A 25465-nucleotide genomic window follows, 5' to 3' on the forward strand; every position below is an offset into this window, starting at 1 on the left:
GCGCTTCGGATTTTCAGCAAAGAAAAAGGCCCGCCGGAGCGGGCCTTCTTTTGGGAGAGGGGATGGAGAACCCCTTGTCCGCGATATCAGGAGTGGTAGGCGGCTTCGCCGTGGGTTGCGAGGTCGAGACCTTCGCGTTCGGCTTCGACCGGAACCCGAAGACCAACGATGACGTCGACGATCTTGTAGAGGATTGCCGAGACGATGGCGCACCAGACGATGGTGATGGCGACGGCAACGAACTGGGTCCAGAGCTGCGAGGCGATGGAGAAGTCTTCCTTGCCCGTGCCGCCAAGCAGCGGCGAGGTGAAGATGCCGGTGCCGAGAGCGCCGATGATGCCGCCAATACCGTGGACGCCGAAGACGTCGGCGGTGTCGTCATAACCGAACTTGTTCTTCACCACGGAGACGAAGAAGTAGCAGATCGGCGAAACGATGAGGCCGAGAACGATGGCGCCCATCGGACCGACGGAGCCGGCGGCAGGCGTGACGGCGACGAGGCCGGCGATCATGCCCGAAGCGGCGCCCAGCATGGAGGCCTTGCCGCGGGTGAAGCTTTCAACCAGCGACCAGGAAACGATGGCTGCTGCGGTTGCGAGGAAGGTGTTCATGGTGGCGAGAACCGCACCACCCGATGCCTCAAGGTTGGAGCCGGCGTTGAAGCCGAACCAGCCGAACCACAGCATGGCGGCACCGACGAGCGTCAGCGTCATGGAGTGAGGAGCCATCATGTCCTTGCCGAAGCCGGTGCGCTTGCCGACCATGATCGCGCCGATCAGACCTGCAATACCGGCATTGATGTGAACGACGGTGCCGCCGGCGAAGTCGAGCGCGCCCATGCCGAAGATCAGGCCGTTCGCATCCCAGACCATGTGTGCGACCGGGAAATAAACGAAGGTGGCCCAGAGAATGGTGAAGAGGATGACGGCGGAGAACTTCACGCGTTCCGCAAAAGCACCGATGATCAGAGCCGGTGTGATGGCCGCAAAGGTCATCTGGAAGGCGATGAAGGTGTATTCGTAGATCACGACGCCTTCAGAGAAGGTGGCGGAGGTGCTGTCAAGCGAAACGCCCGACAGGAACAGCTTGCCGAAGCCGCCGAAATAGGGGCCGGTGCCGCCGCCGAAGGCGAAGGAGTAACCGTAGATGACCCAGACGAGCATCATGACCGCGCCGACGACCGTGCACTGCATGAGAACGGAGAGCATGTTCTTGGTGCGGACGAGGCCGCCGTAAAACAGGGCCAGACCCGGAATGATCATGAAAAGCACGAGGATCGTCGCGACATACATGAATGCGGTGTCGGCTTTTTCCGGAACGGGCGCTGCGGCTGCTGCCGGCGCGGCATCCTGGGCAAAGGCGATGGCCGGCGCCATCAGGGCCGCCGCTGCGGCGCCCAGCTTGCCGAGCGTTGAAAACTTGTTGAGTTGCATGGTTGGAAAACTCCCCTGTCAGCCGTGCTTCAAAGCGCTTCTGTGTTGGTTTCGCCGGTACGGATGCGCACGGCCTGTTCGATAGAGTAGACGAAGATCTTGCCGTCACCGATCTGCCCGGTCTTTGCCGCAGACGCGATCGCCTCGACAGCCTTGTCGATGACGTCGGATGGAACTGCGATCTCGATCTTCAGCTTGGGAAGGAAGCTCACCGCATATTCCGTGCCGCGATAAATCTCGGTATGCCCCTTCTGGCGTCCGTAACCCTTTACCTCGGTCACGGTCAGGCCCTGGATGCCGACGCCGGTGAGCGCTTCGCGCACTTCATCCAGCTTGAACGGCTTGATAATGGCCATCACAATTTTCATCTGGTTTCCCATCCTTTGTTTTGTCCTCGGCACGGAGCCGACTCTCCTGCCGCTGGCAGATCAGTAACAGCGACTGAGGACATACATTCAAAGGACGTGCCAGTTTTGAGTGTGTCTCTAACGTATTGAAATATAAAACTTATATGAACGGCGTCTGAAAAAGGGGCATTTGTCGCCAAAATTTGCGTCTATTAAATGTGCGATTTTCGGAAAAAGCACATTATTTAATCATTTGCCCTTTTGCGGATCAAACCCTCCTGCGCCACGGAGGCGACCAGTTCACCCTGTCTGGTGAAAATATTGCCACGGGTCAGACCGCGTGCGCCGGACGCGCTGGGGCTATCCTGGGTGTAGAGCAGCCAGTCGTCCAGCCGGCAGGGGCGGTGGAACCACATGGCGTGATCGAGGCTCGCCACCTGAATGGACGGATCGAAGATCGTCGTGCCGTGGGCATAAAGCGACGTGTCGAGCAGGGTCATGTCGGAGAGATAGGCGAGGATGGCCGATTGCAGGCGCGGATCAGCAGGCACGTCGCCAACGGCGCGGACCCAGATATCCTGCTGCGGCTCCAGCTTTTCCTTAGAGATATAATGGGTCAGCGAAACCGGCCTGATCTCGATCGGCCGCTTGTTGCTCCAGTATTTGCGGATGGAAGCGGGCGCCTTGGCAAGGAAGGCCGCCTGCATCTGTTCCTCGCTCATCAGCTTCTCGGGCGGTGTCACATCCGGCATCTTGATCTGATGGTCGAAACCATCCTCGAAAATCTGAAACGAGGCCGACATGGAAAAAATGGCTTTTCCATGCTGGATGGCGACCACGCGGCGGGTGCAGAAGCTTGCGCCGTCACGGATGCGCTCCACCTGATAGACGATGGGCACCAGCGGATCGCCGGGGCGCATGAAATAGGCATGCAGCGAATGCACGAAACGGTCGTCATCCACGGTCCTTTGCGCGGCGATCAGGGCCTGCGCGATGACCTGGCCGCCAAAAACCCGCTGCCAGCCGATCTGCGGGCTTTCGCCCCGGAAGAGGTTCTCTTCCAGCTTCTCGAGATCGAGCGTGGCGATGAGATTGGCCATCGGGTCTGACGTTTGCGAGGGATGCGACATTTTTTCGGCCTGCTCCGGCTGTAGGAAGACGTCACATGGTCTATAGTGCGCCGATGATGCGTGCACAAGATTTGAGGAGAAGCGTGATGCTGGACGTGGTAGTTGCAGGCGGCGGATATGTCGGTCTTTCCGCTGCTGTCGCAATCAAGCAGGCGGCCCCGCACCTTGATGTGCAGGTGGTCGAGGCCGCTCCCGAGGACGTCTGGAAGAAGGATATGCGCGCCTCCGCCATCATTGCCGCGGCCACGCGCATGCTCGATGTCTTCGGCATATGGAACGAGATCGAGCCCGAGGCTCAGCCGATCCACAAGATGATCGTTACCGATTCGAAGACCGCCGATCCGGTCCGCCCTGTGTTTTTGACCTTCGATGGCGCGGTGGAAGCGGGCAGGCCTTTTGCCCACATGGTTCCGAACGTCGCTCTGGTGGGTGCCTTGCGAGGCCTGTGCGAGCGCCTCGGTGTCGAAATGCGCCATGGTCTCAGCGTTTCAGGCTTTACCGCAGGGCCGCAATCGACGGCCATAAACCTTTCCGACGGATCGTCGCTCGAAACCCGGTTGCTGATTGCCTGTGACGGGGTTCGCTCGGCGCTGAGGGACATGGCCGGTATCAAAACCGTGCGCTGGGATTACGACCAGTCCGGCATCGTCACCACGGTCGAACATGAGCGGCCGCATGAGGGCTGTGCTGAAGAACATTTCCTGCCTTCCGGCCCTTTCGCCATTTTGCCGCTCAAGGGGAACCGTTCCTCGCTCGTCTGGACCGAACGCAAGGCCGACGCCGACAGGCTGGTCGCTTCCGACGATCTGGTGTTCGAGGAAGAGCTGGAGCGCCGCTTCGGCCACAAGCTCGGTCCCGTCCGTCCCGTTGGTCCCCGCCGTGCTTTTCCGCTCGGTCTGACTTTGGCGCGCTCCTTCGTTGCGCCACGGTTTGCGCTTGCGGGCGATGCGGCGCACGGCATCCACCCGATTTCCGGACAGGGCCTCAATCTCGGTTTCAAGGATGTGGCGGCGCTTGCCGAAACCGTGGTCGAGGCGGACCGTCTCGGCCTCGATATCGGCTCCCTCAACGTTCTGGAGCGGTATCAATCCTGGCGTCGTTTCGACACGCTGCGCATGGGCGTGACGACGGATGTGCTGAACCGGCTTTTCTCCAACGATGTCGGCCCCATCCGCATCATGCGCGATTTCGGTCTGGGCGTGGTGGATCGTTTGCCGGGTCTCAAATCCTATTTCATCGGCCAGGCCGCCGGCACGACGGATGCGAATGCGCCGCGTCTGCTTGCCGGCGAGGCGCTCTGATCCGATCCTTCGTGGATGTTTTGGATAAGCTTTTCCGGGATTGCCGCTTGACAGCCGATTCCGGTATTTTCTGCCCGGCGGCTTTACCGTAAAGCCGAATCCGGCCAAGGACTTATCCGGATTCATAATCTGGTATGGGCCGCATCCTCACCACCCAGATATTGCGGAGAACAAAAGCTGAATCCTGTGGAGTCAGCGATTCGTATTCGATTCGTTCGCAGACTGTTCCGCAGCCGAATCTATTCCATTTTTGCCGGATTCTTTTTGGACCTTCAAGTCACTGAATCTGTACAGAAAAATCATTGGCGGATTCCTCCTTGGCTACTTTACGGATGAGGCCTATTGCCTTTGTCAGCGGGCGTTGCCATGTGTGGTGCGTGCGGCCCGCATTGGTGATGCCGGGCGGCACGACAAGCAGATGAAGTCGATTCGCGGATACTACGTTGAATTTTCGCCCCATGATCCTGAGCGGCCGCGGTGTCACGGCCGTTCTCGGCCCCACCAATACCGGCAAGACCCATTACGCGATCGAGCGGATGGTCGCGCATGGCAGCGGTGTCATCGGCCTGCCGCTGCGTCTTCTGGCGCGGGAGGTCTATACCCGTCTGGTCGAGAAGGTGGGTGCGCCGAATGTGGCGCTGATAACAGGCGAAGAAAAGATCGCGCCTCCCAAAGCCAAATATTCCGTCTGCACGGTGGAAGCCATGCCGCGCGAGACGACCGCCGCTTTCGTTGCCATCGACGAGGTGCAGCTGGCCGGCGATCTCGAGCGAGGGCACATTTTCACCGACCGGGTGCTGCATCTGCGCGGACGGGAAGAGACGCTGCTTCTGGGTGCCGGCACGATGCGCCCGATCCTCGAAAAGCTGCTGCCGGGAATAACCGTGGTGGAGCGGCCGCGCCTGTCGCAGCTTTTTTATGCCGGTCAGAAGAAGATCACCCGTCTGCCGCAGCGCACGGCAATCGTCGCCTTTTCCGCCGATGAGGTTTATGCCATCGCCGAGCTTGTACGCCGCCAGCGCGGTGGCGCGGCCGTGGTGCTGGGCGCGCTTTCGCCGCGCACGCGCAATGCGCAGGTGGGCCTCTACCAGTCGGGTGATGTGGAATATCTTGTCGCGACTGATGCCATCGGCATGGGTCTCAACCTCGATGTCGATCACGTCGCCTTCGCGCAGGACCGCAAATTCGACGGTTACCAGTTCCGCAATCTCAATCCGGGTGAAATCGGCCAGATCGCCGGCCGCGCCGGCCGTCATCTTCGCGATGGTACATTCGGTGTCACGGGGCGTGTCGATCCGTTCGACGACGAGCTGGTGGAGCGGATCGAAACCCATCAGTTCGATGCGGTGAAGGTGCTGCAATGGCGGACGAAAAACTTCGATTTTTCATCCATTGCCAATCTGCGCACGAGCCTTGATGCCGCGCCGACGATCCAGGGGCTTTCGAGGGCTCTGCCAGCCATCGACCAGCAGGCGCTTGAATATCTGTCGCGCTACCCCGAGATCATCGATGTGACGACGACGGATGCGCGGGTGGAAAAACTCTGGGAGGCCTGCGCGCTGCCCGATTATCGCCGCATCGCCCCCGCACAGCACGCCGATCTGATTTCCACGCTCTATTTCGATCTCGTCAAACGTGGCGCGGTGAACGAGGATTTCATGGCCGAGCAGGTGCGCCGCGCCGACCGTACGGATGGAGAGATCGATACCTTGTCTGCGAGGATTGCGCAGATCAGAACATGGACTTATGTATCGAACCGCCCAGGATGGCTTGCCGATCCGACACACTGGCAAGAAAAGACGCGGGAAATCGAGGATCGATTGTCCGATGCGCTACATGAAAGGTTGACGAAACGCTTTGTTGATCGCAGGACATCTGTGCTCATGAGGCGCCTGAGAGAGAATGCGATGCTTGAAGCTGAAATCAGTGTAAATGGTGATGTCTTCGTAGAAGGTCATCACGTCGGCCAGTTGGCCGGGTTCCGGTTCACACCGGTGCCGGGAATGGAAGGGCCGGATCAGAAGGCCGTGCAGGCTGCGGCGCAGAAGGCGCTTGCGCTCGAATACGAGGCGCGTGCCGCGCGTCTGCACGCCAGTGGAAATGGCGATCTCGCTTTGAGCTCCGATGGTCTGGTTCGCTGGTTGGGCGAGCCGGTGGCTCGCCTTTCGGCCGGCGACAACATCATGAAGCCGCGGGTGATCCTGCTCGCCGATGAGCAGCTGAGCGGCAATGCCCGCGATCATGCGCTGGCGCGCGTCGAGCGTTTCGTCAATCACCAGATTGCGACCGTGCTGAAGCCGCTGGACGATATTTCCCGCGCCGAGGACCTTCAGGGTCTGGCGAAGGGCCTGGCGTTCCAGCTCGTCGAAAATCTTGGTGTCCTGTTCCGCCGCGACGTTGCCGAAGACGTGAAGTCGCTCGATCAGGATGCGCGTGCCTCCATGCGCCGTTATGGCGTGCGTTTCGGCGCCTATCATGTTTTCCTGCCTGCGCTTCTCAAGCCCGCCCCGGCGGAGCTTGTCACGCTGCTCTGGGCCTTGAAGAATGACGGCCTCGGCAAGCCGGGTTATGGCGATCTCATCCCGGTGCTGGCCGCCGGCCGTACGTCGGTCGTCACCGATGCCAGCTTCGAGCGCATGTTCTACAAGCTCGCCGGTTTCCGCTTCCTTGGGAAGCGTGCCGTGCGTATCGATATTCTGGAGCGTCTGGCCGATCTCATCCGCCCGCTGCTGCAGTGGAAACCCGGCCAGCAGCCGCGCCCGGAAGGTGCTTATGATGGTCGCCGTTTCACGACCACGACCGCCATGCTTTCCATTCTCGGCGCGACGCTTGACGACATGGAAGAAATTCTGAAGGGTCTTGGTTATCGCGCCGATCAGGTGACGGCGGAAGAGGCGCAGGCCTTCCTCGCCAGCCATGCCGGTGCCTCTGCTCCGGCTGCCGCAGAAGCGGCGACGGCTGAAGAGGAAAACATCGAGACCGAGGAGCACGAGCCGGTTTCCGAAGAGCAGGTGTCCGAAACGGCGGCTGTTGCGGAAGGCGAAGCTGTCGAGGCACCCGTTGCCGAAGCTGCCAGCGAAGAGGCTATCGTTGCCGAGGCTGCGCCGGAAAGCGCGGAGGCCGCCGAGCCCAAGCCCGTTCTTCTGTGGCGTCCGGGTGGTCGCAACGAAAATCAGCGTGGCGAAAACCGTCGTCCCGGCAATCGCGGCCAGGGCCGCGGTGAAGGCGCGCGCGAACAGGGCGAGCGTCGTGGTGAAGGTCGTCGCGACAATCGTGACGGTGCAAACCGCGAAGCTGCCAATCGCAGTGGCGACGGCGAGCGCAAGCGCGATGGCGGCCGTCCCGACCGTGGCAACAACCGCAACAATGATCGTCATGATCGCGGGGAGCGCAAGGACCGGCCGGAACGCAATGACCGTGGCGGAAAGCCGCAGGGTCAGCAGCGCTTCGAAGCCAAGCCGCCACGCAAGGAAAAGCCGCTCGATCCGGATTCACCCTTCGCAAAGCTCGCTGCTCTCAAGGAGCAGCTGAAGAAGTAAGCCTATGGGAAGCAGCGAACAGCCACTGGAAAGCACGCGTCAGCGTCTGGACAAGTGGCTGTTCTTTGCCCGTATGGCCAAATCCCGTTCGCTTGCCCAAAGCTACATTCAGTCGGGCCACGTCAAGGTCAACGGCATTGCCATTCGCCAGTCCAGCCATGTGGTAAAGGCGGGCGACAGGCTGGAGATCGGCTTCGAGCGGATGGACAAGGTGCTTGTTGTCAAGTCAGGGGGAACACGGCGTGGACCCTATGAGGAAGCCAGACTTCTCTATGACGATGAGACACCGCCACGGGAACCTTCCGACAGGCTGACGCCTCTCGAGCAGGCGTTGCGCGAGCCGGGCAGCGGGCGACCGACGAAAAAGGAGCGCAGGGCGCTCGACAGGTTTCTGTCTGATAGTGACGGAAGCAAAGATTAGAATAAACCTCCAGGTCGCACCCGTTTTTCAGAATTGTTTATCCTTGCTATCTGCAGGCAAAGGCATTACGTCACTTGCGAAATTGCCCTGTCTGAATTCCGGGCGACGGCTTGTGTTCCGAAGCCCACAGACCCGGCCTGCATATTCTGGAGTTCATCATGACATATGTCGTGACCGACAATTGCATCCGCTGCAAATATACCGATTGCGTTGAGGTCTGCCCCGTCGACTGCTTTTACGAGGGTGAAAATTTCCTCGCGATCAATCCCGATGAATGCATCGATTGCGGTGTGTGCGAACCGGAATGTCCCGCCGAAGCCATCAAGCCCGATACGGAGCCGGGTCTCGACAAATGGCTGAAGCTTAATGCCGAATATGCGGCAATCTGGCCGAATATCACGATCAAGCGCGACCCGATGCCGGAAGCCAAGGAAATGGACGGCGTCGAAGGCAAGCTTGAGCTCTATTTCTCTGCCGAGCCCGGACAGGGCGACTGATTTTTAAAGTCTGATGGCGAAACCGTGATTAAAAAGCCCTCGCAGCAGCAGCGCGAGGGCTTTTTGTTGGCCTCATCCGCCACGGCCGGATTGCAGCGTGGTGGACAGCAATGTCAGAAGGGCCACGCTTTCCTCCAGGCTTTGCCGCTGACGGCTTTGCAGGATGGCGGCCTGCAGACGGTTCATCTCGCGGGCGATCGCCGCTGGCTGCCATGTTCGCAGCGCTCTTTCGATGATGGGTTTTCGGCGGAAATGGATGTGGCGTCCAAGTGTCTGCATGACCTGACCGGCCTGCAGCTTTTTCTCATCCATTTCGGCCCGCATCTGGTCGAGCAGCTGGAATTGCTTGAGGCATCCCTGGAGCACAAGGAAGATCGGGGTCTTCGAAGAAACGATCTTCTGCGTCGCATGGAAAAAGGCGTTTCTGTCGCCTTTCAGAATGGCATCAACGGCGTCGTCCGCGGAAACCGTGCTGGCATCGCCGATGATCGCCACTACGTCGTCTTCCTCGATCACCTCGGCCCCGCGGCAATAGAGCGCCAGCTTGCGGATTTCGTTGCGCGAGGCGATACGGTCGCCGCCGAGAGATTCAATCAGTCTCTGCCGCGCGGCCGGTGCAATGCGCAGATTATCGGCGGAGAGCTCCTGATCGATCAATGCGTTCAAGGAGCGCGCATCGTCGGCATAACAGGGAATTGCGGCGATGGAGCGTGCCGGTTCTGCGATCTTGCGTAGTCCCGTACCCTTCTTGATGTCGCCCGCTTCGATGATGAGAAAGCTCGCCTCTGGCGGTGTCTCGGCAAGAATCTGGAGCGCATCCACCAGCGCCTTTTCCGCGGCGGCACCTTTGACCCAGACGAGTTTTTCGCCACCGAAGAGGCCGATGGCGTTCACCTCGTCAAGCAGACGGCCCGGATCGCCCTGCAGATCGGATGCGGTCAGTTTCAGCGATGCGAAAGCGTCATCGGGATCGATGCCGGTCTTTTTGGCGATGACGCCTGCGCGTTCCGACACGAGGCCTCGATCGGGGCCGTAAAGTACGAAAACGCGAAAGCGCTCCGCCGGATTTTCGGCGAAGCGCTCAAATTCATGGGACTTTATCTCCGTCACGGCCGCCGCTCTCAGCGGCCGAGGGTGGCGGCGATATCGGTGCGGATGATTTCAGCCAGTTCCCGGGCCGCACGGTTCTCGGCGTCGCGGGTTGCCCTGATCTTGGCGAATTCCTGCTGCGGCAGGTCCACCTGCGCCGTCACGCTGCGGCGTGCGGAGCGCAGGATTTGACCGTCGGAAACGCGTGTCAGCACATATTGACCGCTCATCACGACACGACCGGGGTAAGGGCCATCGTAATTGTTGTTGGCGCGGGTCGTCAGGTCGTAATTCTGCACTTCCGTTGACGTGGCGCTCGAGCTTACGGAAACCTTGACGTTATATTGCGCCGTGGCCGGTTCGCCAGCGCCGCCGGACATCAGGAAGATCAGCTGATTGCGGACTTCCTGCCCGACTCTGCCGCCGCTCTCGGAGACGCTGACGGCTGCCAGCCTCTCCTTGGTTCCGGAAGCCTCGCCGTAAAGCGGGCGCACCTGGCAGCCTGCCAGAAGACCAGCCATCGTCACGACGGAAATCGCTGCCGCGATGCGGCTCCATCTTGAAAAAACGTCAGACAACAATGTTCACAATCCTCTGCGGAACCACGATGACTTTCTTGGGCTCGCCACCGGCAAGAATCGATTTGACGGCATCAAGCGCAAGGGCGGCCGTGCGGACCGCATCTTGATCCGCATCGCGCGCGATTGTCAATTCACCGCGCTTCTTGCCATTGACCTGCACGGGCATGACCACATCGTTTTCCTCGACCAGCGAAGCCACGAAGGTCGGCCATGGCGTCTGGGCGACGAGTCCTTCATTGCCCAATGCCGACCAGCATTCTTCCGCCAGATGCGGCGTCATGGGGGCGATGATGCGGATGAGAATTTCAACGGCGTCGCGGGCGGCCGCTTTCACGTCGTTCGCCTTGCCGCCGGCGGCAACATCGGCGAGCGGTGCAGCGAGCGCGTTGACCAGTTCGTAGATGCGGGCGATGGCTTTGTTGAAGGCGAGCTTGTCCAGATCTTCCTGAACGGCCTTCAGCGTCTTATGGGCCGCCTTGGAGGCTGCCAGACCTTCGCCTTCGGTTGCCGGCTTCGGCTGGACCGCTCTCAGCTCTTCCGCCGCTTCGCCGATGATGCGCCAGACGCGCTGGACGAACCGGTTTGCGCCTTCCACCCCGGCTTCAGACCAGATGACGTCGCGATCGGGCGGAGAATCCGACAGGACGAAGAAGCGTGCGGTATCGGCCCCATAGGATGCGATGATATCATCCGGGTCGACTACGTTCTTCTTCGACTTCGACATCTTCTCGATCGAGCCGATTTTCACCTCTGCGCCCGATGACAGCAGGAATGCCTTGCGTGCGCCTTCCGTTTCCTCGATGCGCAGGTCGGCGGGCGAAATCCATTCGCGGCTCATGCCCTCGCCATGGCTATAGGTCTCGTGCACGACCATGCCCTGCGTGAACAGGCCCTTGAAGGGTTCCTTGACGCCGACATGGCCGGTCTCGCGCATGGCGCGGGTGAAGAAGCGCGAATAGAGCAGGTGCAGGATCGCGTGCTCGATACCGCCGATATATTGGTCGACCGGCAGCCAGTGGTTGGCGACCTTCGGGTCGGTCGGCTGGTCTTCCCACGGCGCGGTGAAGCGTGTGTAATACCAGCTGGAATCGACGAAGGTATCCATCGTGTCGGTTTCGCGGCGCGCATCATGGCCGCATTGCGGGCAGGAGACATGACGCCAGGTCGGGTGCCGGTCCAGCGGGTTGCCCGGCACGTCAAAAGTCACATCGTCGGGCAGCTTGACCGGGAGGTCCTTTTTCGGAACCGGCACCACGCCGCAGACTTCGCAATGGATGACCGGGATCGGGCAGCCCCAGTAACGCTGGCGGGAAATACCCCAGTCGCGCAGGCGGAAATTGACCTTGCGTTCAGCCTGCGGCGTGTTGCCGAGCGTCTGCGCAGAAAGCTTTTGCGCCATCGCCTCAAAGGCGTCCGCCGTCTTCATGCCGTTCAGGAAGCCGGAATTGATCATCACGCCGTCATCGGTGAAGGCGGTATCGTCGATGGTGAAGTTTGCGGCATCGGGGCCTTCAGGGGCGACGACGGCCACGACCGGCAGGCCGTATTTGCGGGCGAAATCCAAGTCGCGCTGATCGCCGGAGGGGCAGCCGAAGATCGCGCCGGTGCCGTAATCCATCAGCACGAAGTTGGCGACGTAGACCGGCAGTTCCCAGCTGGAATCCAGCGGATGCAGGACCTTGACGCCGGTATCAATGCCCTTCTTTTCCGCGGTTTCCAGCGCTGCCAGCGAGGTGCCATGGCGGCGGCATTCATCGCAGAACTCGGCAATATCAGGGTTTTTCGCCGACAGTTCCTTTGCCAGCGGGTGGTCGGCGGCGATTGCCAGGAAGGAGGCGCCGAACAGGGTGTCCGGGCGCGTTGTATAGACGGTGATGTCGAAGAAACCTTCCGGCGCCGTCTCAGCAACCGTCTGCCAGCGCAGTGACAGGCCTTCTGAGCGGCCGATCCAGTTCTTCTGCATCAGGCGCACTTTTTCCGGCCATTGATCCAGTTCGTCCAGTTCGTCCAGCAGGTCCTGGCTGAAATCGGTGATGCGGAAGAACCATTGCGTCAGTTCACGCTGCTCGACCAGCGCGCCGGAGCGCCAGCCGCGGCCGTCGATCACCTGCTCATTGGCCAGAACCGTGTGGTCGACCGGATCCCAATTGACCTTGGACTGCTTGCGGTAAACCAGGCCCTTTTCCATGAAATCGACAAACAGCGCCTGCTGGCGATGGTAATATTCGACGTCGCAGGTGGCGAATTCGCGGGTCCAGTCCAGTGACAGGCCCATGGATTTCAGCTGGCCGCGCATGGTGGCGATGTTCTGGTAGGTCCAGTCCTTGGGATGGACCTTGTTCTGCATGGCGGCGTTTTCCGCAGGCATGCCGAAGGCGTCCCAGCCCATCGGGTGCAGGACGTTGAAGCCGCGGGCGCGCTTGTAGCGCGCGACGACGTCGCCCATGGCGTAGTTGCGGACATGGCCCATATGGATGCGTCCCGAGGGATAGGGAAACATCTCCAGAACGTAATATTTCTCACGCGGATCGCTGTTGTCGGTGACGAAAACCTTGTCTTCGTTCCATTTCTGCTGCCAGCGCGGCTCGGCGTCGCGAGGATTGTAACGTTCGATGGCCATTGTGTAGAATTCCGGGTATCGAGGGGAAAAATTTGCGCTGACCTTCACCATGAAACGACCGGGGCGTCAAGTTTGGCGGGGCATTCGGGCGTTCAATCTTGGCCAGCGTGCCTCAAATGGTGCTAAACCTGCTTGGCATCAAGGCAATCGGCGTCTAGTTAGCGTTGCGAATGGTTCAAATGAAGGTCTTGTGATGGAAATCGAAGCACGTCTTGAGGATGTCAGGCAGCGCATTGCGGATGTTGCGGAAAAATCCGGTCGCAAGTCGACGGATATCGCCCTCGTCGCCGTCTCGAAGACTTTCGACGCGGAGGCGATCCAGCCCGTGATCGATGCCGGCCAGCGCCTGTTCGGCGAAAATCGCGTACAGGAAGCGCAGGGCAAGTGGCCGGAGCTGAAAGAGAAGACGCCCGATATCGAGCTGCATCTGATCGGTCCGCTGCAGTCCAACAAGACGGCGGATGCCGTGGCGCTGTTCGATGTGGTGCAGAGTGTCGACCGGGAGAAGATCGCCCGCACGCTTGCCGAAGAATGCGTCAGGCAGGGCCGCAGCCTGCGGTTTTACGTGCAGGTGAATACCGGGCTGGAGCCGCAGAAAGCGGGCATCGACCCGCGTGAAACTGTCGCTTTCGTGATTTTTTGCCGGGACGAGCTGAAATTGCAGGTCGAAGGACTGATGTGCATTCCGCCGGCGGAGGAAAATCCCGGTCCGCATTTTGCCCTTCTGGCCAAGCTCGCCAAGGAATGCGGCCTTGAGAAGCTCTCCATGGGCATGTCTGGCGATTTCGAAACGGCCGTCGAATTCGGTGCGACCAGCGTGCGCGTCGGTTCGGCGATTTTTGGCGCACGATAAGCCATCCAACAAAAAACCCGGCGCAATGGCCGGGTTTGATGGTTCGAGCGGCTACGATCAATATTGATCGTCTTCGTCTTCATCCTTCTGGGTGGACTTCAGCGACGAAAGCTTCTTGAAGACCGCATCGGCGTCGATCTGGTCGTCTTCCTCACGCTGGAAGTTGTAGTCCAGGCCTTCCGTCGCGGTTGCCGGCTGCAGCGTGTTGTCGAGTTCTTCGGCAGTCGGCAGCGGACGGCCGCGCGAGGCGCGTTCGACTTCGAGGTCGAGGTCGATCTGGCTGCAGAGGCCGAGCGTTACGGGGTCCATCGGCGTCAGGTTGGCCGAGTTCCAGTGGGTGCGGTCGCGAATCTGTTCGATCGTCGATTTCGTGGTGCCGACGAGGCGCGAGATCTGCGCATCCTTCAGTTCCGGATGGTTGCGAACAAGCCAGAGAATGGCGTTCGGACGATCCTGACGCTTGGAAACCGGGGTATAGCGCGGGCCACGGCGCTTGGATTCCGGCACGCGCACCTTCGGCTCGGAGAGCTTCAGCTTGTAGTTCGGATTGCCTTCGGCGCGGGCGATCTCGTCGCGGGAAAGCTGTCCGGTGGCGATCGGGTCGAGGCCCTTGATGCCCTGCGCGGCTTCACCATCGGCAATCGCCTTGACTTCGAGCGGATGCAGTTTGCAGAACGTGGCGATCTGATCGAACGACAGCGCGGTGTTGTCAACCAGCCATACAGCCGTAGCCTTTGGCATGAGCAATTGTTGAGCCATAGATACAGTCCTTCTGTCCGTCCGCGCCGGTGTCGCGGGCGTGGTATCAACCACTGATTTCCGGGATATTGGCGCTCTATAACCGGATTGCATCATAATTGCAATTCTTTGCGAAACAAATGACCTTTGTCTAATTGCCGTGCGGATTTGAACTGCTATGAATTCACCACATGCCTGAGGTGGGAGTCTCGGGCCACGTCAAAAGCCATATCGGTTCCAGGAGGAGTTCATGTCTGCCAAAATCTACCCGGTGCTCAAATCGGCGAAGGCCCGCACGCTCATCGACAATGAGCGTTACCAGAAATGGTATCAGGAGAGCGTCGAGGATCCGGAAAAGTTCTGGGACAAGCACGGCCGGCGGATCGACTGGTTCAAGCCCTATACCAAGGTCAAGAACACGTCCTTCAAGGGCAGGGTGCCGATCAAGTGGTTCGAAGACGGCCTGACCAACGTCTCCTATAACTGTATCGACCGGCATCTGAAGACGCATGGCGAGCGGACGGCGATCATCTGGGAGGGTGACAATCCCTATATCGACAAGAAGATCACCTATAACCAGCTCTATGAGTATGTCTGCCGTCTGGCGAATGTGCTGAAAAAGCACGGCGTCAAGAAGGGCGACCGTGTCACGATCTATATGCCGATGATACCGGAGGCGGCTTATGCCATGCTCGCCTGCGCCCGAATCGGCGCCATCCATTCGGTGGTCTTCGGCGGCTTCTCGCCGGAAGCCCTGGCTGGCCGCATCGTTGACTGCCAGTCCACCTTCGTCATTACCTGCGACGAGGGCGTGCGCGGCGGCAAGCCGATCCCGCTCAAGGAAAATACCGACAAGGCGATCGATATCGCCGCCAAGCAATATGTCATCGTCAACAAGGTTCTCGTCGTACGCCGCACCGGCGGCAAGACCGGCTGGGCGCCCGGTCGCGACGTCTGGTACCATCAGGAAATCGCCACGGTGAAGCCGGATTGCCCGCCGGTGAAGATGCGTGCGGAAGACCCGCTGTTCATCCTCTATACGTCGGGCTCCACCGGCAAGCCGAAGGGCGTGTTGCACACGACGGGCGGCTACCTCGTCTATACGTCGATGACGCATGAATATGTCTTCGATTACAAGGATGGCGAGGTCTTCTGGTGTACGGCCGATGTCGGCTGGGTCACCGGCCATTCCTACATCGTTTATGGGCCGCTGGCGAACTGCGCGACGACGCTGATGTTCGAAGGCGTTCCCAATTTCCCGGATCAGGGGCGTTTCTGGGAAGTCATCGACAAGCACAAGGTCAATATTTTTTACACTGCACCGACGGCGCTCAGATCGCTGATGGGTGCGGGCGACCAGTTCGTCCAGCGCTCCTCGCGCGAAAGCCTGCGGCTTCTCGGCACGGTTGGCGAACCGATCAATCCGGAAGCCTGGGAGTGGTATTATCATGTGGTTGGCGAGGACAGGAGCCCGATCGTCGACACCTGGTGGCAGACGGAAACCGGCGGTATTCTCATCTCGCCGCTGCCCGGCGCGACCGATCTTAAGCCGGGTTCGGCAACGAGGCCGTTCTTCGGCGTGCAGCCGCAGCTTGTCGATGCGGAGGGCAATGTTTTGGAAGGCCCCGCGGACGGCAATCTCTGCATCATCGACAGCTGGCCGGGCCAGTCGCGCTCCGTCTACGGCGATCATCAGCGCTTCGTCGATACATATTTCTCCACCTACAAGGGCAAGTACTTCACCGGCGACGGTTGCCGGCGTGATGAGGACGGTTATTACTGGATCACCGGCCGCGTCGATGACGTGCTGAACGTTTCCGGTCATCGCCTCGGCACGGCTGAAGTGGAATCGGCGCTGGTGTCGCATCATCTCGTTTCGGAAGCGGCCGTGGTCGGTTATCCGCACGCCATCAAGGGGCAGGGCATCTATTGTTATGTCACGCTGATGGCGGGCCAGAACGGCGACTATGCGCTGCGTGAGGAGCTGGTAAAGCACGTGCGTAATGAGATCGGGCCGGTTGCGACGCCGGACAAGATCCAGTTCGCGCCGGGCCTGCCAAAGACCCGTTCAGGCAAGATCATGCGACGTATCCTGCGCAAGATCGCCGAGGATGATTTTGGTGCGCTGGGGGACACATCGACGCTCGCCGATCCGGCCGTCGTCGAAGATCTCATCGCCAACCGGCAGAATCGCATGGCATCCTGATTTCCGGAAAAGGCTGCTTTGGCAGCCTTTTTTCGATCTTGAGTTTTCTGCAAACAAAAACACCCGGAGGCGGAAACCTCCGGGTGTTTTTTATTTCAACCAGATGGGCTTACTGGCCGCGGATCTTCTTCAGGTCCGCCAGAACGGCGTCAACGACATCAGCGCCGATTTCAGCCTTGTGCTTTTCGTAAACGACCATCGACTTTTCGCGGATACGGGTCTGCTCTTCAGGAGACAGGCTGTTCACTTCGAGGCCGGCGGCCTTGATCTTCTCCAGCGACTTCTGGTTCAGTTCGCGGATGACCTTGCGCTCTTCATCACGGCCGACAACTGCGCATTCACGCAGCGCTGCCTGCTCTTCGGGCGTGTAGCTGTCGAAGATCGGCTTGGAGAAGAGGAAGAGGAACGGCGTATAGGCGTGGTTCGTCTCGGTGATGTACTTCTGCACCTCGTAGAACTTTGAGGTGTCGATCGTCACATAGGGGTTTTCCTGAGCGTCGATCGCGTTGGTTTCCAGCGCCGAGAAGACTTCACCGAAAGCCATCGGCGTTGCATTGGCGCCGAGGTTCTGGAAGGTGTCGAGGAAGATGTTGTTCTGCATCACGCGGACCTTGAGGCCCGAGAAATCTTCCCACTTGTTCACGGCGTGCTTGGAGTTGGACAGGTTGCGGAAGCCGTTTTCCCAATAAGCAAGGTTTACCAAGCCCTGTTCTTCCAGCTTCTTGTTCATCATGTCGCCGAAAGCGCCGTCCATGACCGCGTCAGCTTCCTTGTCGTTCGCAAAGAGGAACGGCAGGTCGAAGACGCCGAGCGACGGGATGAGGCCGACGAGCGGCGAAGAGGACGTCACGACGGCTTCCTGAACGCCGGAGCGCAGGGCCTGGGTCGCCTGAAGGTCGCCGCCGAGCGCGCCGCCCCAGAATGCCGTCAGCTTCAGCTTGCCGCCCGACTTGTCGTCAAGGCAGGCCTGCATGGCCTTGATGCCGTTGCCGACCGGGTGGTCCTGGTTGATGCCGTTCGAAACGCGGATATTGCGGCTGTTGAATTCGGCCATTGCCGGCGCTGCGGCGCCAACGGCGAATGCGATTGCCGTGGTGGTCAGAAGAAGCTTTCTCATAATATCCTCCCTTGGATTGTGTTCGAGAAATTAACGAAGGTACTGCAACGGAACCATGACGATGTCGGGGAAAATCACCAGCAGCGCCAGGACGATGGTTTCGGCAACGAGGAACGGCCAAACGCCGATCGTGACCTTGCCGAGCGGGATGCGGCCGACGCCGCTGACGACGTTGAGAACCACGCCGACCGGAGGGGTAATCAGGCCGATGGCGTTGTTGATGATGAAGAGAACGCCGAAATAGACCGGGTCGATGCCCGCCTGCTTGATGATGGGCATCAGAACAGGCGTGAGGATCAGGATGGTCGGCGTCAGGTCGAGCGCGGTGCCGACGATGAAGACCAGCACCATGATGACGACCATCAGCAGCATCGGACGATCGATCAGCGGCTCGATATAGCTTGCGACTTCGTTCGGAATGTTCGCTGCCGTGATGAGCCATGCGGAGACGAGTGCCGCGCAGACGAGGAACATGATGATCGAGGTGCTCTTGGCGGCGCGCAGAAGCACATGGAAGAGATCCGCCGGCTTCAGTTCGCGGTAAATCACCATGCCGACGAAAAGCGCGTAAGCGGCGGCCACGACGGCGGCTTCCGTCGGCGTCATGATGCCGGCCTTGATTCCGCCCAGAATGATGACGGGCATGCCCAACGCCCAGCCGGCACGCGCGGTGGCGATGAGACGTTCCTTGGCGGTGGTTTTCGGCAGCGGCTTGATGTTGTCCTTGCGCACCACGATCAGCCAGGCAACGATCAGCGAAATGCCCATCAGAATGCCGGGAACGATACCTGCGAGGAACAGCTGGGTGATCGAGACGTTGGCGGCGACACCGAAAACGATGAAGGCCATGGATGGCGGAATGACAGGGGCGATGATGCCGCCTGCGGCGATGAGGCCGCCGGAGCGCGGAATGTTGTAACCGGCCTTGGCCATCATCGGGATGAGGATGGCAGCGAGGGCCGCAGTATCGGCAGCCGCTGAACCGGAGATGCTGGCCATGATGATGGCTGCGACGATGGCCACAATGCCGAGGCCGCCCCTGATATGGCCGACGCAGGCAATGGCGAAATCGATGATGCGGCGGGAAAGACCGCCCGAATTCATCAATTCACCGGCCAGAATGAAGAAGGGGATGGCGAGCAGCGTGAAGGTGTCTGCGCCCGAGATCATGTTCTGGGCGATGATCGCGGTGTTGAACATGCCCATGTACCACATGAGCACGACGCCGCAGAACATCAGCGAGAAAGCGACGGGAACGCCAATCGCCATGGCTCCCAAGAGAGAGCCGATAAAAACGAGAAGTGTCATGGTATCAGCGCTCCGAAAGCTGTTCGATCGTCAGGTTCTCGCCCGCAAACTGGGCGATTTCGTCTTCGGTCACGCGGCCGGTCAATTGCCGGTAGAGGCGCTCCAGTGCGATGACGAACATCAGGCCGCCGGTGAACATGCCGACGCCATAGACCCAGATCATCGAAAGCTTGGTGACGGGCGCATGCATGCTGGCATTGATGCCGGACTGCTTCCAGGTTCCCCAGAAGAAGATGGCGGAACAGGCCAGGATGATCATGTTCGACACGATCATGCAGACGATGCGGGCACGGCGGGAGAGGAACATCACGAGCGTTTCGATGCCCATGTGACTGTTCTCACGAAATGTCAGCACGGCGCCGATGAAGGTCAGCCATACGAAGAAATAACGCGACAGTTCTTCCGAGACGTTGATGCCGGAATTCATCGTATAACGCATGACGACGTTGACGAAGACCATGATCGACATGCCGGCGAGCAGCAGGACGAGAATGATTTCGAGAATCCGGTAAAAGAGATTGATGGTCTTTTGCATTTTCCCCTCCCGAAGAAATATCTAGAGCAGCCCTCGTTTCGCCAGGTTGCGCATCAGGGCCGCGGTGCCGAATGTCCATTCCGGGCATTCGTCGGTCGTGGTGACCCAGTTGATCAGCTTACCGAGCTTGGGCGTGGAGATTTCGACACGGTCACCCTTTGAATGGGTAAAACCGAGACCTGGACCATGGCGGTCCTTCACCGGCGCGAACATCGTGCCAAGGAAAAAGACCGCGCCGTCAGGATATTGATGGTTACGATTCAAAAGCTGCGAAGCGAGGTTTTCCGGCGTGCGGCTGATCGCCTCCATGGGGCTGACGCCCGTCATGGTGAAACCGTCTTCGCCCTCGACCAGAAGCGAGATCTGCGATTTCTTCACATCTTCAATGGTGAAGTTGCCGTCGAACAGGCGGATGAAGGGACCGATCGCACAGGATGCGTTATTGTCCTTCGCCTTGCTGAGCAGAAGGGCGGAACGGCCTTCGAAATCGCGCAGGTTGACGTCGTTGCCGAGCGTTGCGCCGACAATGCGGCCATCGGAGGCGATGGCCAGCACCACTTCCGGCTCCGGGTTGTTCCACTGCGATTTCGGGTGAACGCCGATCAAGGCGCCGCAGCCGACCGAGGCCATGGCCTGCGCCTTGGAGAATATCTCCGCATCCGGGCCGATGCCCACTTCCAGATATTGCGACCAGAGACCCATTTCCTGGAGCAGTTTCTTGACTTCGGCGGCTTTTTCGGAGCCGGCCTCAAGTCCCTTGAGGTTGTCACCGAGAACCGGGGCCAGCCGCCCGCGAATTTCCTGCGCGCGAAGCGGATCGCCCTTGGCCTGTTCTTCGATCACGCGCTCCAGCATGCTGTCGGCGAAGGTGACACCGGCGGCCTTCACGGCCTGGATGTCGTTGGGGGCAAGAAGTTCGCCGGCGGAACCGTCCAGAAACGCTTCCAGCGTGCCGAGTGCGACGAATGTGCCGGTATCGGCAAGCCGCTCCACCAGATCCGTCTTTTCCAGAAGTTCGGACATGGTTGGGGAAAGCGAAGTGAGGTCATAGAGCACACCGCCCTTCAGCAGGACAGGGCAGGGACCGCCTTCGCTTTTCGACCAGACGCGTCCGACGAGCAGCGCGTTTTCGAAATCTTCAGGCAAAATTGCGGTAGCGTCGATGGACCTTGTCCCGGTCATGTAGTCCTCCCCTTCAGCACCCGACAGGCCGCCTCCTGCGGTCTTATTGTCTGGATGTCTGACAACCTAATCCCGTTCTTCTTAGTATGACTTTTGCTACGAGTCTAGCGGCTTCGCCGACAAAATTATCGTGTTTCGCGTCTCAATTCCCGGAAAGCCGTGAACCTGTCCTATAGCTTTACCGGCGTACTCATTTGCCGCTCAGAAGATATCCAGTTCGAGATTGACCCGGCTTGCGGCGCCGATCAGGTGCTTGCGCATGGCGTTCTTGGCGGCACTGGCATCGGCCTTCTCGACAGCCTCGTAGATTGCCACATGTTCGGCGATCGTCACCTCGAGAATTTCACCAAAAACCGCACGCGAAAAAGCAATATTGATGGCGGAGCTGATGCGTTCAGCGATGAAGCCGAGGAACATCAGAAAATATTCGTTCTGCGTCGCTTCTGCCAGAATGCGGTGGAAGTCGAGATCGGCCGCAACGCCTTCCGTCGACCAGTCGTCGGCGGTTTTCATCTTTTCCAAAGCTGCCGCCAGCCGCGTCAGCTGCTGCGGGCTGCGATGCAGCGCGGCGAGACCCGCCGCCTCTATTTCCAGCGGCATGCGCAGCTGGAAAAGGTCGCGGAAATTTTCCGGGTCGTTCAGCCGGGACCGCTCGATGCGAATGGACAGTCTTTGCCGGGGATCGGTGACGAATGCGCCGACGCCTTGCCGGGTTTCGACAAAGCCTTCGTTGCGCAATTGCGCGATCGCTTCGCGGATGACCGAGCGGCTAACGCCGAAGGTTTTTGCCAGAACATGTTCGGTCGGAAGCCTGTCGCCCGGTCCGAGCTTCGAATCATTGATTTCGCGCGCAATCTCCGCGGCGATACGGCCCGGCAGATGGTCGTTGCGATGTATCTGATTGAACTCCAGCGTCATGATTGCTCCCGTTCCACAGAAACGATTGGTTCGTTTTCCCGCGACAGGCGACTTCCTCCTTCGCCGTCAGCAGGGCTTTCAAAGGCGGCGTTTTCAGCCGCCTTTGCCGTTCCTCGATTAGCTATCCGGTTGCAGGCTTATCTGGCAACCGGGATTCATCCGCAAATCAGGATCGAAGGCGTTTTTCAGACCCGTGATCATCCGGCGCTGCACATCAGATAGCCGGCTTTCGAAATCGGAGCGCTTCAGGCGGCCGATGCCGTGCTCGGCGCTGATGCTGCCGACATAGCGGTCGAGGACCTCGTTGACGAATGTCTTGGACTTATAGATGAAGGCTTCGCGCTCCTGCGGTGTCGAACCGTTTGGCGGCAGCACGTTGAGGTGGACGTTGCCGTCTCCGACATGGCCGTAGGAAACCGCGAGGCACTCCGGCAGTTTTTCCGCCAGTTCCGCCTCGGCTTCGGCCACGAAGGCCGCGAGTTTCGACAAAGGTACGGAAATATCGGTACGCATATGCGCACCGCGCAGTGCCTGGCCTTCATTCATACCTTCACGGAACAGCCACAGCGATTGCGCCTGCGCGCGCGAGGAAGCGATGACGCCGTCCAGCACCAGCCCGTCTTCCATCACGCCCTCGAGGAAGCGTCCCATCAGGTCAGCCGTGTCCACCAGGCCGGAGCCTGAGATTTCCATCAGCACATAGGCCGGATAATCGCCGGCAATCGGCATCTTCAGATCGGGAATAGCCTCGATCGCCAGCGTGAAGGCGATCGGCGGCATGAATTCGAAGGCGGACATGAGATCGCAGCATTCGCGGCGGGCGCGGCGGTAAAGCTTGATGGCGTCATCGAGCGAATTGAGGCCAAGCAGGGCCGTCTCGACATGTTCGGGGTTAGGGTAAAGCTTGACGGCAACGGCGGTGATGATGCCGAGCGTTCCTTCCGCGCCGATGAAGAGCTGCTTCAGATCGATGCCGCGATTGTCCTTGCGCAGCGTCGACAGCCCGTTCCAGATGGTGCCATCCGGCAGCACCACTTCGAGACCCAGCACCAGTTCGCGGGTCATGCCATAACGCAGGACGTTGATGCCGCCGGCATTGGTGGAGACGTTGCCGCCGATGCGGCAGCTGCCCTGCGCGCCGAGCGACAGCGGGAAGAACATGCCCTTGTCCTCAACCGCATCCTTGAATTCCGAGAGAATGCAGCCGGCTTCCACGACGGCGGAAAAATCGTCGCCATCTATGGTGCGGATGGCATTCATGCGCTCGAGGCTTAATACGACCTGGTGCTTGGGCGCATCCGGAATGCCACCAAGCACCAGACCGGTATTGCCGCCCTGGGGGATGATGGCGAGGCCGAGTTCGGCGCAGGCCCGGACGGCGTCGGACACTTCCTTGGTCGAGCGGGGACGGATGACGGCCACGGCAGAACTGGTGACGTCGCCATGCCAGTCACGGCAATAACGCAGCATGTCTTCCTGCGAAATCAGCAGCAAAGCCTCGCCCAGCTTGTTCTTCAGCGAGAACCGCAATTCCTCGATATCGTGTTCGCTCACGATCGTCATTTCACCCTCTCCGTCCAATCCGCCCTAAAGTGCCCGCGCAAGGGTTCATCGCCCTTGCTTTTGCCGATTTGTGAAAAAATACTATTTTCAACTCGATCATATAAGGTTATCAGACAACCTTACAAGCTAATTTATCGGTCGGTTGGCCGATGACGTTTTTTCGGTCTCGGGAGAATGACCGGGACAAAGAGGAGGAAGACATGCATATCGCAATCATCGGCGCCGCAGGCATGGTTGGCCGCAAGCTGACGCAGCGTCTCGTCAAGGATGGATCGCTCGGCGGCAAGCCGGTCGAGAAATTCACGCTTATCGACGTGTTCCAGCCTGAAGCGCCTGCCGGTTTTTCCGGCGCTGTCGATGCGCGCGCGGCCGATCTCTCCGCGCTGGGCGAGGCTGAAAAGCTGGTCGAAGCCCGTCCGGATGTCATCTTCCACCTTGCCGCCATCGTTTCCGGCGAAGCCGAACTCGATTTCGACAAAGGTTACCGCATCAATCTCGATGGCACGCGTTATCTCTTCGACGCCATCCGCATTGCCAACGGCAAGGACGGTTACAAGCCGCGCGTGGTCTTCACCTCGTCGATCGCCGTCTTCGGTGCGCCGCTCCCCTATCCGATCCCGGACGAGTTCCACACCACGCCGCTGACCAGCTATGGCACTCAGAAGGCGATCTGCGAATTGCTGCTATCCGATTACAGCCGTCGCGGTTTCTTTGACGGCATCGGCATTCGCCTGCCCACCATCTGCATTCGTCCCGGCAAGCCGAATGCGGCCGCCTCCGGCTTCTTCTCCAATATTCTGCGCGAGCCGCTGGTTGGCCAGGAAGCGGTTCTGCCGGTGCCGGAAAGCATTCGCCACTGGCATGCCTCGCCGCGTTCCGCCGTCGGCTTCCTCATCCATGGCGCGACGATCGATGTCGAAAAGGTCGGCCCGCGCCGCAACCTGTCTATGCCGGGCCTCAGCGCCACCGTCGGAGAGCAGATCGAGGCGCTGCGCAAGGTCGCTGGTGAAAAGGCCGTTGCCCTCATCCGCCGCGAGCCGAACGAGATGATCATGCGCATGTGCGAAGGCTGGGCACCCGGTTTCGAAGCCAGGCGCGCCCGCGAACTGGGTTTTACGGCTGAAAGCTCGTTTGAAGACATCATTCAGGTTCATATCGAGGACGAACTGGGAGGTTCACTGAAATGAGCATCAGTGGGGAGGAGAAGAAGCGGTCTGTCGCCTTTATCGGCACGGGCCTGATGGGTGGGCCGATGGCCCGGCGCCTGCTGGGTGCCGGCTTTTCGGTCACGGTCTGGAACCGCAGCGCCGACAAGGCCGAAGCGCTTGTCGCCGATGGCGCGGTTGTCGCGGCATCGCCGGCGGAGGCCGCCAAGGGTGCCGATATCGTCATCACCATGCTGAGCGACGGCAAGGCCGTGGGCGAGGTGCTGTTCGAGGCCGGCGTGGCCGAAGTGCTGGCAAAGGGTGCGGTCGTCATCGACAGCAGCTCGATTGCGCCGCCGATTGCGCGTGAACATTCTTCGCGGCTTCAGGCGCTCGGCATTCATCACGTCGATGCGCCGGTTTCCGGCGGTGTGCCCGGCGCGACGGCCGGTACGCTCGCCATCATGGCCGGTGGTGACGAGGCGCTGATCTCGGGTCTTGCGGATGTCTTTGCGCCGATGGGCCGCCTCACCTATGTCGGCCCTTCGGGTGCGGGTCAGCTCTGCAAGCTCGCCAACCAGCAGATCGTCGCCATTACGATCGGCGCGGTTGCCGAGGCGATGATGCTGGTGGAAGCGGGCGGTGCGTCCCGTGAAGGTTTCCGCAACGCCATCCGTGGCGGTTTTGCCGAAAGCCGGATTCTGGAACTGCATGGCGAACGCATGGTGAAACGCAATTTTGCGCCGGGCGGCCCATCCAAGTTCCAGCTCAAGGATCTGAACGGCGTGCTGGCAATGGCGAAAGATATGGCTCTGACACTACCGCTGACCCAGCAGGTGACGCGGGAATTCGACGACTTCGTCGGTGACGGCGGTGCCGATATCGACCATAGCGGCATCCTGCTTTACCTCGAAAAACTCAACAACCGGGAACAGGGCTGAG

General features: G+C 60.0%; 21 protein-coding genes. 8 read left to right on the forward strand and 13 right to left on the reverse strand.

All coding sequences use genetic code 11. The annotated features are described in order from the left end of the window. Positions 1-86 precede the first annotated feature (86 nt). From AC5YUO_RS08405 to tesB, 3 genes are all read right to left on the reverse strand, one after another. Positions 87-1433, reverse strand: coding sequence for an ammonium transporter (locus tag AC5YUO_RS08405; protein WP_059759790.1), 1347 nt, complete (start codon positions 1431-1433; stop codon positions 87-89). A gap of 29 nt (positions 1434-1462) precedes the next feature. Continuing rightward, positions 1463-1801 (reverse strand): P-II family nitrogen regulator, encoded by a 339-nt coding sequence (locus AC5YUO_RS08410; RefSeq protein WP_496152971.1) that lies wholly within the window; start codon positions 1799-1801, stop codon positions 1463-1465. Positions 1802-2025: 224 nt separating this feature from the next. After that, entirely contained in the window at positions 2026-2910 is an 885-nt protein-coding gene (gene tesB / locus AC5YUO_RS08415; protein WP_496152972.1) for an acyl-CoA thioesterase II, read from the reverse strand. On the opposite strand from tesB, the gene AC5YUO_RS08420 reads away from it, so the two are divergent. From AC5YUO_RS08420 to fdxA, 4 genes are all read left to right on the forward strand, one after another. Continuing rightward, complete coding sequence (locus AC5YUO_RS08420; RefSeq protein ID WP_496154832.1) at positions 2886-4211, forward strand: ubiquinone biosynthesis hydroxylase; 1326 nt, start codon at positions 2886-2888, stop codon at positions 4209-4211. The genes tesB and AC5YUO_RS08420 overlap by 25 nt on opposite strands. 458 nt (positions 4212-4669) lie before the next feature. Further along, positions 4670-7750, forward strand: coding sequence for a helicase-related protein (locus tag AC5YUO_RS08425; RefSeq protein WP_400817529.1), 3081 nt, complete (start codon positions 4670-4672; stop codon positions 7748-7750). Between the two features lie 4 nt (positions 7751-7754). Continuing rightward, positions 7755-8171 carry an RNA-binding S4 domain-containing protein gene (locus AC5YUO_RS08430; RefSeq protein ID WP_400817472.1) on the forward strand — a complete coding sequence of 139 codons (417 nt, stop codon included), beginning with the start codon at positions 7755-7757 and terminating at the stop codon, positions 8169-8171. A 158-nt stretch (positions 8172-8329) separates the two neighbouring features. Continuing rightward, the gene (gene fdxA, locus AC5YUO_RS08435; protein WP_003520294.1) at positions 8330-8668 is read left to right on the forward strand and encodes a ferredoxin FdxA; all 339 of its coding nucleotides are present in this window, start codon (positions 8330-8332) and stop codon (positions 8666-8668) included. Between the two features lie 72 nt (positions 8669-8740). Here fdxA and holA read toward each other — a convergent pair whose 3' ends face one another. From holA to leuS, 3 genes are read right to left on the reverse strand one after another with little or no spacing between them, the layout of a single operon-like run. Further along, a complete protein-coding gene (holA, locus tag AC5YUO_RS08440) occupies positions 8741-9778 on the reverse strand; it encodes a DNA polymerase III subunit delta (protein WP_400817474.1) in 1038 nt (345 codons plus the stop codon). Between the two features lie 11 nt (positions 9779-9789). Beyond that, positions 9790-10335: an LPS assembly lipoprotein LptE gene (lptE, locus tag AC5YUO_RS08445; protein ID WP_496152973.1), complete on the reverse strand. Its 546-nt coding sequence runs from the start codon at positions 10333-10335 to the stop codon at positions 9790-9792. Beyond that, positions 10328-12958 carry a leucine--tRNA ligase gene (gene leuS / locus AC5YUO_RS08450; protein ID WP_496152974.1) on the reverse strand — a complete coding sequence of 877 codons (2631 nt, stop codon included), beginning with the start codon at positions 12956-12958 and terminating at the stop codon, positions 10328-10330. Before leuS ends, lptE begins: the two co-directional genes overlap by 8 nt. Positions 12959-13151: 193 nt before the next feature. Between leuS and AC5YUO_RS08455 the strand changes: the two genes are divergently transcribed. Next, positions 13152-13811 (forward strand): YggS family pyridoxal phosphate-dependent enzyme, encoded by a 660-nt coding sequence (locus AC5YUO_RS08455; protein WP_496152975.1) that lies wholly within the window; start codon positions 13152-13154, stop codon positions 13809-13811. Between the two features lie 57 nt (positions 13812-13868). Here AC5YUO_RS08455 and AC5YUO_RS08460 read toward each other — a convergent pair whose 3' ends face one another. Further along, positions 13869-14570, reverse strand: coding sequence for a DUF1013 domain-containing protein (locus AC5YUO_RS08460; protein ID WP_496152976.1), 702 nt, complete (start codon positions 14568-14570; stop codon positions 13869-13871). Positions 14571-14799: 229 nt separating this feature from the next. On the opposite strand from AC5YUO_RS08460, the gene acs reads away from it, so the two are divergent. Continuing rightward, complete coding sequence (gene acs / locus AC5YUO_RS08465) at positions 14800-16755, forward strand: acetate--CoA ligase (protein WP_496152977.1); 1956 nt, start codon at positions 14800-14802, stop codon at positions 16753-16755. 109 nt (positions 16756-16864) lie between these two features. Here acs and AC5YUO_RS08470 read toward each other — a convergent pair whose 3' ends face one another. The 6 genes from AC5YUO_RS08470 to AC5YUO_RS08495 all read right to left on the reverse strand — a co-directional run bounded on the left by AC5YUO_RS08470 (position 16865) and on the right by AC5YUO_RS08495 (position 23378). After that, positions 16865-17872, reverse strand: coding sequence for a TRAP transporter substrate-binding protein (locus AC5YUO_RS08470; protein WP_496152978.1), 1008 nt, complete (start codon positions 17870-17872; stop codon positions 16865-16867). A 30-nt stretch (positions 17873-17902) separates the two neighbouring features. Next, positions 17903-19180 (reverse strand): TRAP transporter large permease, encoded by a 1278-nt coding sequence (locus AC5YUO_RS08475; protein ID WP_142842194.1) that lies wholly within the window; start codon positions 19178-19180, stop codon positions 17903-17905. Positions 19181-19184: 4 nt separating this feature from the next. After that, entirely contained in the window at positions 19185-19715 is a 531-nt protein-coding gene (locus tag AC5YUO_RS08480) for a TRAP transporter small permease (RefSeq protein WP_496152979.1), read from the reverse strand. A gap of 21 nt (positions 19716-19736) precedes the next feature. Beyond that, complete coding sequence (locus AC5YUO_RS08485; protein WP_496152980.1) at positions 19737-20897, reverse strand: fumarylacetoacetate hydrolase family protein; 1161 nt, start codon at positions 20895-20897, stop codon at positions 19737-19739. Between the two features lie 201 nt (positions 20898-21098). Continuing rightward, a complete protein-coding gene (locus AC5YUO_RS08490) occupies positions 21099-21815 on the reverse strand; it encodes a FadR/GntR family transcriptional regulator (protein WP_400817487.1) in 717 nt (238 codons plus the stop codon). Positions 21816-21932: 117 nt separating this feature from the next. Next, complete coding sequence (locus tag AC5YUO_RS08495) at positions 21933-23378, reverse strand: FAD-binding oxidoreductase (RefSeq protein WP_400817489.1); 1446 nt, start codon at positions 23376-23378, stop codon at positions 21933-21935. 200 nt (positions 23379-23578) lie between these two features. Here AC5YUO_RS08495 and denD point away from each other — a divergent pair, with 200 nt between their 5' ends. Then, positions 23579-24565 carry a D-erythronate dehydrogenase gene (gene denD, locus AC5YUO_RS08500; RefSeq protein WP_496152981.1) on the forward strand — a complete coding sequence of 329 codons (987 nt, stop codon included), beginning with the start codon at positions 23579-23581 and terminating at the stop codon, positions 24563-24565. Then, positions 24562-25464 (forward strand): NAD(P)-dependent oxidoreductase, encoded by a 903-nt coding sequence (locus tag AC5YUO_RS08505; protein ID WP_400817493.1) that lies wholly within the window; start codon positions 24562-24564, stop codon positions 25462-25464. Before denD ends, AC5YUO_RS08505 begins: the two co-directional genes overlap by 4 nt. Position 25465 lies beyond the last annotated feature (1 nt).

The sequence above is a fragment of the Agrobacterium sp. LEGMi-208b genome, from assembly GCF_059511785.1.